Origin of the sequence: Aureitalea marina (assembly GCF_002943755.1) — a bacterium.
Taxonomy (GTDB): Bacteria; Bacteroidota; Bacteroidia; order Flavobacteriales; family Flavobacteriaceae; genus Aureitalea; species Aureitalea marina.
In genome coordinates this window covers 2,394,979-2,410,826 of the sequence record NZ_MQUB01000001.1, presented here as the reverse complement: position 1 = coordinate 2,410,826, position 15,848 = coordinate 2,394,979, and the positions used below count along the sequence as shown (strand labels likewise).

17 protein-coding genes and 1 pseudogene are annotated in these 15,848 nt (G+C 46.5%); 8 read left to right on the top strand and 10 right to left on the bottom strand.

The window, feature by feature from the left end; genetic code table 11:
* Positions 1-19: 19 nt before the first annotated feature.
* Positions 20-1,129, bottom strand: a complete 1,110-nt coding sequence (gene dinB / locus BST85_RS11005; RefSeq protein ID WP_104813288.1) for a DNA polymerase IV — start codon at positions 1,127-1,129, stop codon at positions 20-22.
* 45 nt (positions 1,130-1,174) lie between these two features.
* On the opposite strand from dinB, the gene BST85_RS11000 reads away from it, so the two are divergent.
* From BST85_RS11000 to BST85_RS10990, 3 genes are read left to right on the top strand one after another with little or no spacing between them, the layout of a single operon-like run.
* Positions 1,175-1,831: an NAD(P)H-binding protein gene (locus BST85_RS11000; protein ID WP_104813287.1), complete on the top strand. Its 657-nt coding sequence runs from the start codon at positions 1,175-1,177 to the stop codon at positions 1,829-1,831.
* Positions 1,821-2,207 carry a VOC family protein gene (locus BST85_RS10995; protein ID WP_104813286.1) on the top strand — a complete coding sequence of 129 codons (387 nt, stop codon included), beginning with the start codon at positions 1,821-1,823 and terminating at the stop codon, positions 2,205-2,207. The genes BST85_RS11000 and BST85_RS10995 overlap by 11 nt, the downstream gene beginning before the upstream one ends.
* Entirely contained in the window at positions 2,204-2,680 is a 477-nt protein-coding gene (locus BST85_RS10990; protein WP_104813996.1) for a CYTH domain-containing protein, read from the top strand. Before BST85_RS10995 ends, BST85_RS10990 begins: the two co-directional genes overlap by 4 nt.
* Here BST85_RS10990 and BST85_RS10985 read toward each other — a convergent pair.
* The 3 genes from BST85_RS10985 to BST85_RS10975 are packed head-to-tail and all read right to left on the bottom strand — an operon-like array spanning position 2,646 to position 4,739.
* A complete protein-coding gene (locus BST85_RS10985) occupies positions 2,646-3,362 on the bottom strand; it encodes a copper homeostasis protein CutC (protein ID WP_104813285.1) in 717 nt (238 codons plus the stop codon). The genes BST85_RS10990 and BST85_RS10985 overlap by 35 nt on opposite strands.
* On the bottom strand, positions 3,363-3,665 hold the full coding sequence (locus tag BST85_RS10980) for an antibiotic biosynthesis monooxygenase family protein (protein ID WP_104813284.1): 303 nt from the start codon (positions 3,663-3,665) through the stop codon (positions 3,363-3,365). It lies immediately after the preceding gene.
* 3 nt (positions 3,666-3,668) lie between these two features.
* A complete protein-coding gene (locus tag BST85_RS10975; protein WP_104813283.1) occupies positions 3,669-4,739 on the bottom strand; it encodes an isoaspartyl peptidase/L-asparaginase family protein in 1,071 nt (356 codons plus the stop codon).
* A 208-nt stretch (positions 4,740-4,947) separates the two neighbouring features.
* On the opposite strand from BST85_RS10975, the gene BST85_RS10970 reads away from it, so the two are divergent.
* From BST85_RS10970 to amaB, 3 genes are all read left to right on the top strand, one after another.
* Positions 4,948-5,460: a CAP domain-containing protein gene (locus BST85_RS10970; RefSeq protein ID WP_104813282.1), complete on the top strand. Its 513-nt coding sequence runs from the start codon at positions 4,948-4,950 to the stop codon at positions 5,458-5,460.
* A 65-nt stretch (positions 5,461-5,525) separates the two neighbouring features.
* Positions 5,526-6,062: a 3-hydroxyanthranilate 3,4-dioxygenase gene (locus tag BST85_RS10965; protein WP_104813281.1), complete on the top strand. Its 537-nt coding sequence runs from the start codon at positions 5,526-5,528 to the stop codon at positions 6,060-6,062.
* Positions 6,063-6,134: 72 nt separating this feature from the next.
* The gene (gene amaB, locus BST85_RS10960; protein ID WP_104813280.1) at positions 6,135-7,691 is read left to right on the top strand and encodes an L-piperidine-6-carboxylate dehydrogenase; all 1,557 of its coding nucleotides are present in this window, start codon (positions 6,135-6,137) and stop codon (positions 7,689-7,691) included.
* A 243-nt stretch (positions 7,692-7,934) separates the two neighbouring features.
* On the opposite strand, the gene BST85_RS10955 is transcribed toward amaB, so the two are convergent.
* Genes BST85_RS10955 through BST85_RS10930 form a run of 6 tightly spaced genes read right to left on the bottom strand, consistent with a single transcriptional unit; the run spans position 7,935 to position 13,708 of the window.
* Complete coding sequence (locus BST85_RS10955) at positions 7,935-8,660, bottom strand: metallophosphoesterase family protein (protein WP_104813279.1); 726 nt, start codon at positions 8,658-8,660, stop codon at positions 7,935-7,937.
* On the bottom strand, positions 8,657-9,760 hold the full coding sequence (locus BST85_RS10950; protein ID WP_104813278.1) for a TFIIB-type zinc ribbon-containing protein: 1,104 nt from the start codon (positions 9,758-9,760) through the stop codon (positions 8,657-8,659). The genes BST85_RS10955 and BST85_RS10950 overlap by 4 nt, the downstream gene beginning before the upstream one ends.
* A gap of 25 nt (positions 9,761-9,785) precedes the next feature.
* Positions 9,786-10,919, bottom strand: a complete 1,134-nt coding sequence (locus BST85_RS10945) for an SPFH domain-containing protein (RefSeq protein WP_104813277.1) — start codon at positions 10,917-10,919, stop codon at positions 9,786-9,788.
* A 58-nt stretch (positions 10,920-10,977) separates the two neighbouring features.
* A complete protein-coding gene (locus BST85_RS10940) occupies positions 10,978-12,114 on the bottom strand; it encodes an ATP-binding protein (protein WP_104813276.1) in 1,137 nt (378 codons plus the stop codon).
* Complete coding sequence (locus tag BST85_RS10935; protein WP_104813275.1) at positions 12,111-12,872, bottom strand: SDR family NAD(P)-dependent oxidoreductase; 762 nt, start codon at positions 12,870-12,872, stop codon at positions 12,111-12,113. Before BST85_RS10935 ends, BST85_RS10940 begins: the two co-directional genes overlap by 4 nt.
* 2 nt (positions 12,873-12,874) lie before the next feature.
* Positions 12,875-13,708, bottom strand: a complete 834-nt coding sequence (locus tag BST85_RS10930; protein ID WP_245917686.1) for an aldo/keto reductase — start codon at positions 13,706-13,708, stop codon at positions 12,875-12,877.
* A gap of 201 nt (positions 13,709-13,909) precedes the next feature.
* On the opposite strand from BST85_RS10930, the pseudogene BST85_RS10925 reads away from it, so the two are divergent.
* Together BST85_RS10925 and BST85_RS10920 are read left to right on the top strand one after the other, a co-directional pair.
* A pseudogene (locus BST85_RS10925) lies at positions 13,910-14,913 on the top strand (AAA family ATPase).
* 65 nt (positions 14,914-14,978) lie between these two features.
* Entirely contained in the window at positions 14,979-15,845 is an 867-nt protein-coding gene (locus BST85_RS10920) for a DUF58 domain-containing protein (RefSeq protein WP_104813273.1), read from the top strand.
* Positions 15,846-15,848 lie beyond the last annotated feature (3 nt).

The window sequence follows — 15,848 nt, the reverse complement described above, 5'->3', positions numbered from 1 at the left end:
AAAGTAGTTTTCTGTCGAGCTAAAAGTCAAGTTTTAATTGAACGTCTATACTTGGCGGATCTTTGGTGTTTGTCAATTTCTCCCGATCCTGGTTGTTGAGATTCGAAATCGAGATTCCCAACAAGCGTACCGAATCTTTCATCTTTTCCTGAAATAACAATTCTTTAACAGTTTCCAGGATCAATGATTTGTCCCTTACATAGTGATTTAACGTCTTAGATCGGGTTTGTAGCGTGAAGTCGCTATATTTTATTTTAAGGGTAATGGTCTTCCCGGCCAGATTTTGTTTTTGTAGTCTATTTTCCACTTCCGTGGCAATGTTGTCTAATCTGTCCATCATAAAGATCTCTGAAGAGATATTCTCCCTAAAGGTTCGCTCTGCCGCAAGTGATTTTTGTATTCGGCTGGGTTTCACTTGGCTGGCCTGAATGCCGCGGACGATCTTGTAATAGTGATTTCCACTCTTTCCGAAATGGGTGGTCAGAAATTCTTCCGATTTTTCCTTGAGGTCTTTACCGGTAAAGATCCCTAGGCGATACATTTTGTCCCGGGTCACCTTGCCCACTCCAAAGAATTTCTTGATCTCAAGCCCTTCCAGAAAATCGATGACCTCCTCAGGGGGTATGGTCTTTTGACCATTTGGTTTGTTGATATCCGATGCCACCTTGGCCAGGAATTTATTAACCGATATCCCGGCAGAGGCATTGAGTTGTATCTTTTCTTTGATCTGCTTCCTGATTTCACTGGCGATGATGGTTGCACTGGGGAAACCGATCTTGTTCTCGGTCACATCCAGGTAGGCCTCGTCCAGAGACAAAGGCTCAACCAGATCGGTATAATTGAGAAAGATCTCCCGGATCGCTTTAGAAACTTCCTTGTATCGACCAAATCGAGGTGGAACAAAGATCAATTCCGGGCAGAGTTCTCTGGCCATGGGGCCACTCATGGCACTTCGTACCCCAAATTTTCTCGCTTCATAGCTAGCTGCGCTCACCACTCCCCTGATCGATCCTCCACCTACGGCCAGCGGTTTACCTCGTAAGTTTGGATCGTCCAGTTGCTCTACCGAAGCATAGAAGGCGTCCATATCCACATGGATGATCTTTCGTATAGGAAAGGGGAATGACATCTGCTAAATTTATGATATCTTGTTCATAGAAGCTAGGTCGAATTATTGGGAAAAAGCGCACTAATATTAGGAGCCTCCGGCCTGACCGGAAGTTATCTCTTGGATAGATTGTTGCAATCGGATCAATTCCAATTGGTCCGTGCCCTGGTCAGATCTCCACTCGGAGAGGAGCACTCAAAGCTGGAAGAGATTAAAGCAGACATGTTCGATCTAAAAGCCGTTGAAGAACTATTTCAAGTAGATGTGGTTTTCTGCTGCATAGGGACCACCAAGGCCAAAACACCAGACAAGTCCATGTATATGAAGATCGATAAAGGAATACCAGAGGAGGCCGCCAAGCTGTCTGCGAAGCATGGAGTTCCACAATTCGTGGTGATATCGGCCATGGGAGCGGACGCTAAAAGTAGTATTTTTTATAATCGCGTGAAGGGTGAGATGGAGGTTTCCGTTCTTGCCCAGGACATACCTCATATACATGTTCTAAGACCGTCCTTGATCGGGGGTCAGCGTCAAGAGAAAAGAGGCGGTGAAAAGATCGCCCAGATATTTATGGGCACTTTTTCATGGCTGGTCCCTGCCAATTATAAAATGATCCATCCGGCCACAATTGCTCAAGCCATGCTAAATTTGGCATTGCGGCCTGGGGATCAAAAGATCTATACTTCAGGCGAAATAAGTCAACTGGCAACACATGGATCTTAATCAAGTTACCGTTCCCTCAAGAGACATAGCCCGGTCTATTCGTTTTTATGAAACCCTTGGGCTTAACTTGATCGTGCGCAGTCTCCCGCATTATGCTCGCTTTGAATGTCCTGAAGGCGGGTCCACATTTTCGGTTCACTTGGTGGACGAACTTCCAGGTCCAGAAGGAGTATATATCTATTTTGAAGTGAAAGATGTAGAAAAAACCGTTAGTGCCTTAGAGGAATCTGGTTTGACCGTGGACGAATCCCCCGAGCTTAAGCGGTGGCTCTGGAAGGAGGCCAGGCTAAGAGACCCGGATGGAAATCGCATCATCATTTACTATGCTGGTGATAATAGAAAGGATCCACCATGGCGATTAAAGCCCGGCGAATGATAGAGATCGAAAGAAAGTTTTTAGTGTCGTCCCTCAACTTTAAAAATGAAGCGGTTTCGCGTACGTTTATCGCCCAGGGTTTTCTCACAACAGAACCCGAAAGAACAGTCCGGGTTCGGGTCAAAGGAGAGCAGGGCTATTTAACTGTGAAGGGTATATCTAATGTCAGCGGAACAAGCAGAAGGGAATGGGAGTTTGAAATTCCCAAGACTGAAGCTATGGATCTCTTAGGGCTATGTCCTTCGGTTTTGGAAAAGAATCGTTTTGAAGTACCAGTCGGTTCCCACCTTTATGAGGTGGACGAATTTCTGGGAGCCAATGCGGGCTTGGTCCTTGCCGAGATCGAATTGGAAAGTGAAGAAGAGGTGTTCCAACGGCCTAATTGGTTGGGTAAAGAGGTGACCGGAGATGTTCGGTACTACAATTCTCAGCTTAGCCTTAGCCCTTATTCAGAATGGGGCCAAACATCCTGACTTGCCGTATGATCTCCTTGACCTCGGTCAATTGTGTCTTTGGAGACCCCTTAGATTTCCCTTGGTTCGTCCGGCTAGCGGATGAATGGATACTGCTAAATCCCTTCTCCAAGAATTGATTCACATTGTTAGGGTTTATGCCAGAACCAGGCATGATCTCAATTCGATCTTTGGCTTGGTCCTGTAATTTGATGAGGTGAGTAATTCCCTCTAATGCAGTGGATTTTCCTCCGGACGTTAGAACTCGGCCCACACCAAGATCAATTAACTGTTCCAGGGCTGAGTACTGATCGGGGATGGAATCGAACGCCCGGTGAAAGGTGAAAGGCAAGTTTCCAGCCGCCTTTATAAATCTTTCCGTGGCAAGCAGGTCGATTTTACGATCGGTGGTTAAGGCTCCACAGACTATACCCTGGCAACCCAAATCTCTTGCCACTTCAATTTGGCGGATGATGATCCTGATCTCATTGTCCGAGTAGCAGAAGTTGCCTGCTCGAGGTCTGATAAGCACATGAATAGGTATTTTAAGTTGGCGCACTGCAGCGCGAATTGTCCTGGGATCAGGTGTGAGTCCGTTCAACTCCAGGGCGCGACATAGTTCTATTCTGTCTGCACCACCCTTCTGGGCCCTCAAGGCACTTTCCAGGCCATTGGCACAGATCTCAACACGGGTGACATCCATCTAGCTTTTGTGAAATTCGTATTCCCGTTCCACCTTGCAGATCCTGGTCTTATACCAGCTATACCATTTTTCCTTGCCCATGTCCTGCGCCAGCTGGTGATCCAAATTGGCTTTCCAGTTGCGAATGTCCTCCAGTGTTTCCCAATAACTGATGGTAATGCCAATCTCTTCCCGGGCATGTTCCATACCCAGGTATCCAGCTTGCTGGCTAGCCAATTCTTCCATAGCGGAAGCCATTTCTGCATAACCTTGCAAGTCATCGGTTTGGGTGTTAGAGAAAATTACAGCGTAGTAGGGGGTCATAGATTATTCCTTCTCGTAGATTCCAATTACCAGATCCCCATTAGCATTCATATGCGCTCTGTACATGCCCGCGGTATTGAATTCCATGGCCACATTGCCATCCTTGTCTATGGCAACTATGCCTCCATCACCACCAAGTCCACCGACCTTGTCGTGAATCACTTCGTGGGCGGCATTCTCCAGGCTACTGCCCTTGTACTCCATCATGGCCGAAATATCATGGGCAACCATGGCCCGGATAAAGTATTCTCCCCATCCGGTAGAGGAGACGGCACAAGTGGCGTTGTTCGCATAAGTTCCTGCCCCAATGATGGGGGCATCCCCGATGCGGTTCCAACGCTTATTGGTCATACCGCCTGTTGAGGTTCCTGCGGCCAGGTTACCTTGTTTATCCAGTGCGGCGCATCCAACGGTGCCAAATTTACTGTCCTTGATAAAGGGGTCAAAGGACGAAGCAGTTCCGTCATGGTCCAGCTCCGTCTTCTCTCTTTCCTTAATGCGCTGAAGGGAGTTAAACCTCCTTTCGGTATAAAAATATTCTGGATCTACTAGCTCTATTCCCCGGGTTTGAGCAAAAACCTCGGCTCCTGTACCCGCCAGCATTACATGATCGCTGTTGTTCATGACCTCTACAGCCAGATCGATTGGATTCTTTATTCGTGTAACCCCTGCGATGGCACCAGCATTAAGGGTAGCCCCGTCCATTACGGAAGCATCAAGCTCATTGGTTTCCTCATGGGTAAATACCGCTCCTTTACCAGCATTGAAAAGCGAAGAGTCTTCCATGATATTGATAGTAGCCGTAACGGCCTCCATGGCTGTCCCGTCGTTCTTCAATATCTCATGACCTGCGTGTATGGCTTCTTCCAATATAGCCCGATACGCCTGTTCAAGTGAATCCGTCATGTTCTTTTTTAAGATGGTGCCGGCTCCTCCGTGAATTACCAGGCCAAACGTTGGTTCATCAGAAGATTCAGTTGTGGAGTTTAGCGCTTGATCTCCGGGCTCATTTCCCGACTCTTTACATCCCCAGATCAGGGAAAGGATCAATAGAAGGCTGAGTATTTTTTTCATAAGAGAGTAGCTTGTAATTCGCCCTTGAATTTACCACAAATTCTGCAGAGTTATCCCGGATAGAATATTTCTTAAACTGTAGGAAATAAACCTACAAAAGGCCTAAAACATCGATTAAAACCACAAAAAATCGGATAAAAAGCACTTTTGTGTTGTTTTTTTTCTATATTTGACCTGCATCATGCCCCAAATTTGATGCCCCCGTATTATGAGATCACTAAGGATCAGCCTACTTGCTATGGCGTTTCTGTGCCTGGCTGTCTCCTGTTCTAAGGACGAAGCAGTTGTCCCGGAAGAGGAGTTAAATTTTAGTTTTGACATAGATGTCAACCTGGCCAATAAGACCGACTGGGTCATGGCCAACGAAATTCTTCAACTATTGAATGATCACCGTCAAGGTATTGGTCTTCAGCCATTAAAGCTGGATAATCAATACGGATCGGCCTACTCTGTGCAGCATACGGATTACATGATCATCAATGGTCGTGTAAGTCATGATAACTTCGGAACGCGAGCTAGCGGAATGCGGGAGCGCGGTGCGAAAATGGTTGGAGAGAATGTTGCCTACGGGTACACCTCGGCGGAAGAAGTTGTTTTTGCCTGGTTAAATAGCCCGGGTCACAGGGAAACTATAGAGTCCGATTATACCCATGCAGGGTTTGGGATCGTCCAGGATGCTCGCGGCACCTATTACTTTACCAATCTGTTCTACAGCAAGTAAACTCTACTCGCTTTTACAATACACTGAATTGCCGTACATTTATCATAAACTGATATTGTACGGCAATGGCTATTTCTAAACCTTTCAACCTCGATAAATGGATCTCGGAGAACAGGGATAAATTAAAACCTCCGGTGGCCAATAAAAACTTGTATGTCGATGCCGATGATTACATCGTGATGATCGTAGCGGGTCCCAATGCAAGGAAGGATTATCATTACAATGAGACCGAAGAACTGTTCTATCAGTTGGAAGGGAATATTTGTGTGGTAATCCAGGAAGAGGGGGAAAGAAAGGAAATGCACCTTGGTCCTGGCGACATGTACCTTCATCCGGCTAAAGTTCCTCATTCTCCTGGAAGAGAAGAGGGGTCAATTGGTTTGGTAGTCGAGCGTAAACGAGCGGGCTTAGGTTTTACGGATGGCTTGATGTGGTTTTGTGATAACTGCAACAACAAACTGCACGATGTCTATTTCGAATTACACGACATTGAGAAGGATTTCCTCCCGCATTTCAAGACCTTCTATGGTTCTAAGGAACTTCGTACCTGTAATAATTGCGGAACTGTAATGGAGTCCGATCCCCGCTTCACAGAAGACTAGTTTATCTTCCTTTTCTTACTGCATTGTCGTACCTTCGCGGGACGAAACTTAACGCATTAAAAATCATAGGTTATGTCCGTAGCTATATCTACATCATTTGGCATTGATAAGGCCCTTGAACAACTCGAACTCAAGGATATAAATTATGGTACCTCTACCGGCTCCAACTGGATGCCAGGTACCGACCAACTCTCTTCATATTCTCCCGTAGACGGAGAATTGATAGGCAAGGTAACCACTACCACCAAGGAGGAGTACGAGCAGGTTATGAAAGCAGCGACCGATGCTTTCACCAGCTGGAGGGTGATGCCTGCACCCAAGCGAGGCGAGATCGTTCGTCAATTTGGAGAAGAACTTAGACGATTAAAAGAGCCTCTGGGCAAGCTGGTTTCCTACGAAATGGGGAAGAGCTACCAGGAAGGTCTTGGTGAGGTTCAGGAGATGATCGACATCTGTGATTTCGCCGTTGGTCTTTCTCGTCAGCTTCACGGATTAACCATGCATTCGGAACGTGAAGGTCACCGCATGTATGAGCAATACCATCCGTTGGGGGTAGTTGGGATCATATCGGCTTTTAATTTTCCTGTTGCAGTTTGGAGTTGGAATACGGCCCTGGCCTGGATCTGTGGAGATGTGACAGTATGGAAGCCAAGTGAAAAGACCCCTTTATGCGGTGTAGCTTGCCAAAAGATCGCAGCCCGGGTTTTTGCCGAGAACGGTTTACCTGAAGGGATCTCATGCCTGATCAACGGAGATTATCGCGTAGGTGAATTCATGACTAAAGACAAGCGTGTACCGCTGGTTTCGGCAACAGGTTCTACCCGTATGGGTAAGATAGTCGCGGCCACCGTGGCGGAAAGGCTGGGGCGCTCTCTTCTGGAATTAGGAGGGAACAATGCCATAATTGTTACCCCGGATGCCGACATCAAGATGACCATCATCGGTGCTGTGTTTGGTGCGGTTGGAACCTGTGGGCAACGGTGTACGTCCACCAGACGACTGATCATTCACGAAGACATATATGACCAGGTAAAGAAGGCCGTGGTAGATGCCTACGGGCAACTGCGCATCGGTAACCCATTGGATCAGAACAATCACGTAGGTCCACTCATTGACACGGATGCCGTTGCCATGTATAACCAAGCACTTTCCAAAGTTGTTGAGGAGGGTGGTAAGCTGGTAGTTGAAGGTGGTGTATTGCAAGGTCAAGGCTACGAAAGTGGATGTTATGTAAAGCCTGCCATCGCCGAGGCGAGTAACAGCTTCGAGATCGTTCAGCACGAGACATTTGCTCCTGTTCTTTACCTGATTAAGTACAGTGGAGATGTGACCAATGCCATCGATATTCAAAATGGGGTGGTTCAAGGTTTATCTTCCGCCATCATGACCAACAACCTGAGAGAAGCCGAGCGCTTCCTTTCTCATGCTGGTAGTGATTGCGGGATCGCCAATGTGAATATTGGGACTTCCGGAGCTGAGATCGGGGGAGCCTTTGGTGGTGAGAAAGAGACCGGAGGAGGAAGAGAATCTGGTAGTGATGCCTGGAAGATCTACATGAGAAGACAGACCAATACCATTAACTACACCACGGATCTACCCCTAGCTCAAGGGATCAAGTTCGACCTTTAGTAGTCTGATGAACTCTTTAAAGGATCCACCCATTTGGGGTGGATTTTTTTATCTTCTTTCTTCATCCAATTTGGATCGATTTGAAGAGAATAGATTTTCCAAAAAAATTGGTTTGCCGGCAGTTTAGTTGGATTAGGCGCCGTATCTGCTTGTCAGGGCGAAACCGCTAATGAAGGACTTTCTCCGGACCTGATGGACTGATTTAATTCTGAAGCGGTCTATAAAGAATAAATTCAATAGGTCCTAGTTACGTCCTTTTTCTCTGGGATAGAGGTTCCACACCGGATCGCTTTGCCAGATCTGCTTGCTGTCCACATCCATAACAGATAATGGTCCCTTAAAGGCTGCTCCTGTGTCTATGTTCCAAACATTGGCAAACTGGACAGGAACCGTAGATCCGATCCTGCTTACCGGGGTGTGACCAATGTAGATCTCTTTAAACAACCGAAGCCGATTGGGATAGAGATTGTCCTCTGGTCCCAAGTTAGGATCCATAGCACATACCATCTCCCAAAGGCTTCGATCCCAGTAAACCGAATTGGGGTAGTATTCGTATTTAGGTCCATGCAGATTACTAAAACCGGCATGTACAAATAACCGATCTTGCTCATCTACATGATAATTGATCAGCGATTCGAAAAAGGCCAGATGGTCCTGTATATCATCTTGCTTGACTTCGAGGTAGCTTCTCCGGGTAGCTTCTCCTCCATGAGCCAGCCACAGAGGCTGATCATCATTCTTGGAGAGGTAGTTATAGGCTAGTTCGTCGTGGTTACCTCTCAGGAATACACACGAGTATTGTTGTCTAAAGTCGATCAGAAAGGCAATAGTCTGTGCCGCCTGACTCCACCCGTCAACATAATCTCCCAGAAAAATAAACTGATCGCCCTTTTTAGGTCGAACTCGCCTTAAGACCTGTTCCAGGCCACGGAGTCCGCCGTGGATATCCCCAACTACCAAAGTTCTCATTGTCCCTGCAAATAAAGGATTAGTACAATTAGTGCAATGACCGCCAATACAAGGAAGAATATCTTCCAGAAAGAGTAAGGACGGTCTCCGGAAATGGCTCCGGATTGGCCGTTGACGAAGAAGTTGTACCGCTTGCCTTTATACTGATAAGCACTGATATAGACCGGTAACAGTATGTGTTTGAAGGTCTCATCGCTCAGGGTCATGTCCAGGGAGTGCACCCGTTGGGTATCTCCACCGATGTCTCGCTTGGCCCATCGATCGGCAATTACGCGAGCTTCGTCCTTGGCCTCTAAGTGGCCATCTTTAAGGGGGATAGTGTATTTTTCGGTGATGAACCCTGCCAGAAAACTGGTGTCAAAGGGTTCTAGTTTGTTCAAATTCCAACGGGCTATTTTTAAAGGGATCAGCCCTTTTTTCTGATGAGAAGCCTTGATCAGGGTATCGTCCACAAATCCTTGAATGCTGCCCGCAGCAGGTGTCCAACGGGTTCTTCTTTCCTGCCTTGTTCTGGTTACAGTTTTTCCATTTACCGTAGTGGTATAGGGTACGGACACATAGTAATAATCTCCTCGTTGTCCGGTGTAATTGGCAAATAACTGCGCATCAAAGGTCCAATATGGCGCATACAGCCCTTTGGTATGAGTTGGATCCAGTGCTGCTCGCTTGAGCTTGTTGGGGGCAAACCATAACTTTTTCACCCATTTTTCAAATAGCCGATGAGACTCTTGCTGGGTCAGTTGAAAAGGAAGTACGGCCCCAGGGAGTATCCAATCTTCCTTATACAAGTCTTCAATGATCAAAGGGGTGCCGCAATAAACACAATGCAAAGACTTGTAGTTCTCTTCCACATGCTGATTGGCACCACAGTTCTTGCAATGCAACAGACTGATCTCCTCACTGTGTGATTGTGCTCCCATCTGGTCCAGATAGGATTTCAATTCCAACTCGATCAGCAGGCTTTCGTCAGGGTTAATATCCTCCTCATGCCCACAATAGTCACATTTCAGGTGAGATGTGCCTGGGGCATAGGTGAGTTCGGCTCCGCAATTGATACAGGCCTTTTTGAGTTCCGATTTTTGAGTCGGCCCCTGCTTCATGATTTGGGTACTATGGGTTTAAAGATTAAGCTCCAGGTAGTGGAGGAGGTGTATTGCTGCCCAGGAAGGCTTTCAGTTCTTCCACTTCTTTAAGTGCGATCCAGTTGTCCAGACCTTGCTTCCAGACCAAGGTTTCTCTATTGATAGTCCGGTTGGCAAACAGTGCGCTCAATTGATCATAGGTCACAGGCCCCGCTTGTTGCCCATTGCTGGCGTAATAATATTGAACAGCTGCTGGCATTGGAGGAGGCGAAACTGCTGCGGCCTGAGGTTGCTGCATAGCACCACCCATTTGCGGGCTCATCATGCTTCCCATCTGATTGGCAAGCACAAATCCCATTCCCATACCCATTCCGGCTCCGGCGGTTCCGCCTTCGTTGGATGCGGCAGCTTCCATAGCTTTGGCAGCCTTGAACTGTGTCAACTTGCTCATGTCCAGTTTGTCCAGGCGAGAGTATTCGAAGATCTCTTTTTTCAGATCCTCCGGCATGGAAACATTTTCGAGATAGAATTTCTCCAGGGAAATACCAATGCTCATAAATTCAGGCTGCATGACTTCCCTACAGGTCTCTGAAAGTTCGGAGGTGTTGGCCGCGTAGAGTTCGATGGGTAAATTGGCTTGACCGACCGTATTGGTGAAGCGGGTAGCGATCAAACTCTTTAAATGCTCGTTCACTTCGTAGTTGGTGAAGTTGTTATCTGTTCCAACTATGTCTATGATGAACTTCCCGGCATCGAAGATCTTGAAAGCATAGGTTCCAAAGGCTCTGATCTCCACCAGACCATAACGGTCATCATGAAGGGTAATGGGATTCTTAGTCCCCCATTTTTCGTCTGTGAACAGATGAGTATTCACAAAGTAGACCTCCGCTTTGAACGGACTATTGAATCCGTATTTCCAACCCTTAAGTGTGGTTAGTATAGGTAAGTTCTGGGTGTCCAGGGTGTAAGTCCCAGGGCCAAATACATCGGCCAGTTGGCCCTCGTTAACAAAAACAGCTGTCTGACCTTCGCGGACGATCAGTTTTGCCCCGTTCTTGATCTCATTCTGGTAGCGTTCAAATCGATAACAAATGGTATCGTCAGTGTAATCTAACCATTCGACTATGTCAATGAATTCGTTGCTTAGTTTTTCTTTGATCTTATCAAAAAGGCCCATGTCTGTGCGTTATTAGTTAGTTGATTATTAAAGATATAAATAAAATGCCTACCCTTTTTTAACTGTACTTTACTTTTCGAAGAATTCGAGTAGTTTCTTTAAATGATTGGTATGCATTTAGGTCAATTTGTTTCAAATACGGCTTGGCTTCCTCCAATTTTTTTCGGGCATCCGGGAAATCGTTTAGGTAACAGATCAGCATGGTCTCCGGGAAATCTTTCAGATCCTGGGCTTCATTTGCGCGTAATGGGATCTTTTTCTTCAGCTTATTTAGCAAGGCGAGATTAGCATTGTAAATGTGATAAAGGGACTTGGGATCGTATTTGGGAGGCTCAAAGATCAGTTGGGTGTCGATGCTGTAAAAGCCGTTGTCCTTAAAGGAAATAGTGACTTCTTCAAGGGGATAGTATCTGTATTTGTTGTTGATACCCAGATGAACGTACTCCACGATCTGAAAATAGTCTTCGGTAAAACTGATACTGACCTCATCTAAGGCAGAATAAAATAATCTCACCTGTTCATTGATCAGTTCGATATCTACCCGCGAATAATAGGTGTTTTCTTTGACCTCCTTGGTATTTCCCGCCCAACAAACAACAAAAAGTTCTTTGAATACCTTGTAGTCCGAATCCAGGTGAGCGTGCCGGTGGTTGATAAAATCGATGACGCCATCAAGGGTGAGTTCAATATTGTTCTTGGCCTTGTTCTCAATGGCTTGCACCACCTCAGAGTTAACATCCGTTATCTCTATATCAAAGTCTTTAGGCATAGAGATACTGCCGTCTCTCAGGAAGATGGAGCCTCCCCAATACTTCCAGATGTTCTTTCTCAGTGAGGTGATCTCTCCATTGGGCCGGATAGTGACCAGACCCACCACCTTGTCCTCCGGAAGGCTGGGAAACATGACGTTCTCATAAGCGATCAAAGGCGGATTGCTCAGATAGGCATTGACTAGGTTCTGTAGTTTGCTGTCATCAAAGAAGTCTACGCCTCTTATCTCGTTGGTTTCGTCTTCTACACCAATGACGATGTAACTGTTGTTGTTTGGGTTGCTGTTGCTGAGGGCGCAGATGTGTTTGAGGAATTTGGCCTTTCCTTCCTTACTACCCAGGTCGATCTGACGTTTTTTATCGTAAAAACTGCTCTCATCATTGTGAGCCAAAAGATTTTTGATGAGCAGTCTTTTGTTGATCATTCTTTATTGACAATGGTGCTTGAGGCCTGATCCAAACACATCAGGGTTAGATCGGCAATATTAACATGAGGTGGCCTGGTGAGGGCGAACCAAATGGCCTCGGCCACATCTTCAGGCTTAAGCGGTGTATACCCTTGGTAAACTGTAGCCGCTCGCTGTGTGTCCCCCTTAAATCGTACCTCGCTGAATTCTGTTTCAACCAGGCCGGGATTAACTGCCCCTACCCGTATGCCTTTACCGTTGAGGTCCATGCGCATTCCTTGGTTGATGGCGTCTACGGCAAATTTGCTGGCGCAGTAGACATTCCCCCTTGGATAGACCTCTTTTCCGGCAGTCGAACCGATGTGGATAATGTGTCCGGATTGTCGTTGAAGCATACCCGGCAAAACCGCCTTGGTAACATTGAGCAGACCTTTGACATTGATATCCAGCATGGCATCCCAATCGTCAGGGTTACCGTCCTGTATAGGATCCAGGCCGTGGGCATTTCCGGCATTGTTGATCAAGATGTCGATGGTGTTGAACCCTCGAGGAAGGTGAGCGATATGATCCAATACGGCCTGTCGGTCCCTGACATCAAATCGAAGACTGGTCACCTGGGTCAATTTACCCAATTCCTCTTCGATCTGTTTCAGCCGATCCGGTCTGCGACCGCAGAGGATAAGATTCAACCCGTTCTTTGCCAGTAGTCTGGCGGTGGCCTGGCCAATTCCTGATGTTGCGCCGGTTATAAGTGCTGTTTTTTTAGATAGATCCATGCTTAGGGTACTTTATGTCCGGTACTGGCCACCCAGAGTTTAAACCAATCGATCTCACTCAATTGGATCTCTGTCGCCTCCATTGCTTGTTTCATTCGTTTGGGGTCCGTAGTACCGATCACCGGATGAATTGCTGCCGGAAGTTTCATGATCCATGCCAAAAGCAATTGGTCTGGTGCCGCGTCGTATGTTGGACAAAGTTCCTCTAGGGTAGACTTGATCCTGTCAGTCTGCTCATTGTCATCTTTAAACACGCCTCCCAATGGGCTCCAGCACATGGGGACGATTCCATTTAGCTTCATATAATCCAGGCTCCCGTCCAACATGGCTTGATGTGCTACCAGTGAAAATTCGATCTGATTAGCCGAAATAGCCGTTTTGGACGCGATCAGATCCGATTGTGAATTCGTAAAATTAGACACCCCAAATGACCTGATCTTTCCCTCTGAGAGCAGTCTGTCTGCAGCCTTTTGTACCTCTTCCGGATGCATTAGTGGGCTTGGCCGGTGCAACAGGAACAGATCGAGGTAGTCGCACTGAAGGTCGGCAATAGATTTCTCTGCACTCCAAACGATATAATCTGCGTCGTATTGATAGTGTTTGATGACATTCTGGCGAGTATTTCCAACATATTGAATCCCACATTTCGTGATGATCTCCATGCTGCTTCGATCAATACCTGAGGCTTTAAATGCCTCTCCAAAAGCCGCCTCGGTGGTGTAGTCCCCATAGATATCCGCATGGTCAAAAGAGGTGATGCCCAGATCCAGGGCATGTTCTATTCTGGAAGCCATCTGTTCGGTGCTAAGATCCTTGCCCCAAATACCCCAGGTCATACACCCTTGAATTACGCTTGAAAAAGTTGGTTTCATGTACTAGTTTTAGGCATTTTAAAAATAGGAATTTGACAGAACAAAAAAGTCTGGGAAGCCCTTTATTTACAATTATTTTTAACCAATTGTTAACAAGGAAATTCGGCATAAATGTTCAATTTGCGAACCTTGGATAAACCCAGATTTTAGTTTAGAAAATCCCACATGGAAAACGTACAGACAACACTGGACATTGGAGCACTTAATGACAAGATTCATGCAGAGAGTGCCTTTGTCGATATATTGACCCTGGAGATCAACAAGGTGATCGTAGGACAGAAGCATATGGTCGAGCGATTATTGATCGGGCTCTTGGGTCAGGGTCACATTCTCTTGGAAGGTGTGCCCGGATTGGCAAAGACATTGGCCATTAATACCCTTTCCAAAGCCGTTCATGGAGAGTTCAGTCGTATTCAGTTTACACCGGACCTCTTGCCAGCCGATGTGGTTGGAACCATGATCTATAACATCAAGAACAACGATTTCAGTATAAAAAAGGGCCCCATCTTTGCCAACTTTGTTTTGGCTGATGAGATCAACAGGGCACCGGCCAAAGTTCAATCGGCCTTGCTGGAAGCCATGCAGGAAAAGCAAGTGACCATTGGAGATGAGACCTTCCAATTAGAGCGACCCTTTCTGGTCATGGCAACACAAAACCCGATCGAACAGGAAGGAACTTATCCCTTACCTGAGGCCCAGGTAGACCGTTTTATGTTGAAGACTGTGATCAATTACCCCAACAACAAGAGGAACAGATGATCATGCGTCAAAACCTAAAAGGCGGAATGGAAGCCGTCAATGAAGTGGTTTCGTTGGAGCAGATACTGCGCGCTCAAAAAGCGGTCCGGGAAGTGTACATGGATGAGAAGATCGAGAAATACATACTCGACATCATTTTTGCGACCCGTACACCAGAGAACTATAACCTTTCAGACCTAAAACCTTTGATCAGTTTTGGTGCCTCCCCAAGGGGAAGTATCAACCTGGCACTGGCAGCCAAATGCTATGCTTTCCTTAAACGACGTGGTTATGTTGTGCCTGAAGACGTACGGGCAGTAGTACACGATGTATTGCGACACCGTATAGGGGTTACCTACGAGGCAGAGGCGGAGAATGTCACATCGGAGGATGTGATCAACCGCATTGTCAACGTAATCGAGGTGCCCTAGTCAGGAGACATTCCAGGTTGCACGATCAACCGTTTGACCATTAACCTGTTGTAAACCCTATCCCATTGGATACTAAGGAACTGCTTAAGAAAGTCCGTAAGATCGAGATCAAGACAAGACGCTTGAGCGATCATGTATTTGGAGGAGAGTATCACTCGACCTTCAAAGGGAGGGGTATGACCTTCAGTGAGGTCAGACAGTATCAGTTTGGGGATGATGTGCGTAACATCGATTGGAACGTCACCGCCCGATACAACGAACCCTTTGTCAAGGTTTTCGAAGAGGAGCGCGAACTGACCATGATGTTGGTTGCGGATATCAGTGGATCAGAGTTATTTGGAACGCGGAATCAGTTTAAGAACGAGATCATTACAGAGGTTGCGGCAACTTTGGCATTTTCAGCGCTGCAGAATAATGACAAGATCGGCTTGATCTTGTTCTCTGATCAGATCGAGCTATTTATCCCGCCTAAGAAAGGGAAATCCCATGTCCTGCTTATTATCCGAGAGTTATTGGAGTTTGAATCCGGATCCAAGAAGACGGACATTGCTCAGGCATTGAAGTATATGACCAATGTAATGAAGAAGAAGGCTATCGTTTTTGTGCTTTCGGATTTCATCGCTGACGGTTATGCAGATACGCTAAAGATCGTCGCTGGAAAACACGACGTCACCGGAATACGTATCTACGATCATCGGGAGGAAGAGATTCCAAACCTGGGAATGGTACAGATGGAGGACGAAGAGACTGGAGAACAGATGCTGGTCAATACGGCCTCTTCCAAGGTCCGTAATGCGTATTATGCATTCAATAGGGAGCGGGTGGATTATTTCCGGGACGCGTTCAGGAAAAGTGGAGCTGGCTCACTTTCTTGTCGCGTAGATGAAAGTTATGTGAAAAAATTATTGGGATATTTTAAGAACAGGGCATAAGTC

Excerpts from the sequence above, each read along its gene's own strand:
- dinB (WP_104813288.1), bottom strand. The coding sequence starts at position 1,129 with ATGTCATTCCCCTTTCCTATACGAAAGATCATCCATGTGGATATGGAC.
- BST85_RS10995 (WP_104813286.1), top strand. The coding sequence starts at position 1,821 with ATGGATCTTAATCAAGTTACCGTTCCCTCAAGAGACATAGCCCGGTCT.
- BST85_RS10990 (WP_104813996.1), top strand. The coding sequence starts at position 2,204 with ATGATAGAGATCGAAAGAAAGTTTTTAGTGTCGTCCCTCAACTTTAAA.
- BST85_RS10985 (WP_104813285.1), bottom strand. The coding sequence starts at position 3,362 with ATGGATGTCACCCGTGTTGAGATCTGTGCCAATGGCCTGGAAAGTGCC.
- BST85_RS10980 (WP_104813284.1), bottom strand. The coding sequence starts at position 3,665 with ATGACCCCCTACTACGCTGTAATTTTCTCTAACACCCAAACCGATGAC.
- BST85_RS10975 (WP_104813283.1), bottom strand. The coding sequence starts at position 4,739 with ATGAAAAAAATACTCAGCCTTCTATTGATCCTTTCCCTGATCTGGGGA.
- BST85_RS10970 (WP_104813282.1), top strand. The coding sequence starts at position 4,948 with ATGAGATCACTAAGGATCAGCCTACTTGCTATGGCGTTTCTGTGCCTG.
- BST85_RS10965 (WP_104813281.1), top strand. The coding sequence starts at position 5,526 with ATGGCTATTTCTAAACCTTTCAACCTCGATAAATGGATCTCGGAGAAC.
- amaB (WP_104813280.1), top strand. The coding sequence starts at position 6,135 with ATGTCCGTAGCTATATCTACATCATTTGGCATTGATAAGGCCCTTGAA.
- BST85_RS10955 (WP_104813279.1), bottom strand. The coding sequence starts at position 8,660 with ATGAGAACTTTGGTAGTTGGGGATATCCACGGCGGACTCCGTGGCCTG.
- BST85_RS10950 (WP_104813278.1), bottom strand. The coding sequence starts at position 9,760 with ATGAAGCAGGGGCCGACTCAAAAATCGGAACTCAAAAAGGCCTGTATC.
- BST85_RS10945 (WP_104813277.1), bottom strand. The coding sequence starts at position 10,919 with ATGGGCCTTTTTGATAAGATCAAAGAAAAACTAAGCAACGAATTCATT.
- BST85_RS10940 (WP_104813276.1), bottom strand. The coding sequence starts at position 12,114 with ATGATCAACAAAAGACTGCTCATCAAAAATCTTTTGGCTCACAATGAT.
- BST85_RS10935 (WP_104813275.1), bottom strand. The coding sequence starts at position 12,872 with ATGGATCTATCTAAAAAAACAGCACTTATAACCGGCGCAACATCAGGA.
- BST85_RS10930 (WP_245917686.1), bottom strand. The coding sequence starts at position 13,708 with ATGACCTGGGGTATTTGGGGCAAGGATCTTAGCACCGAACAGATGGCT.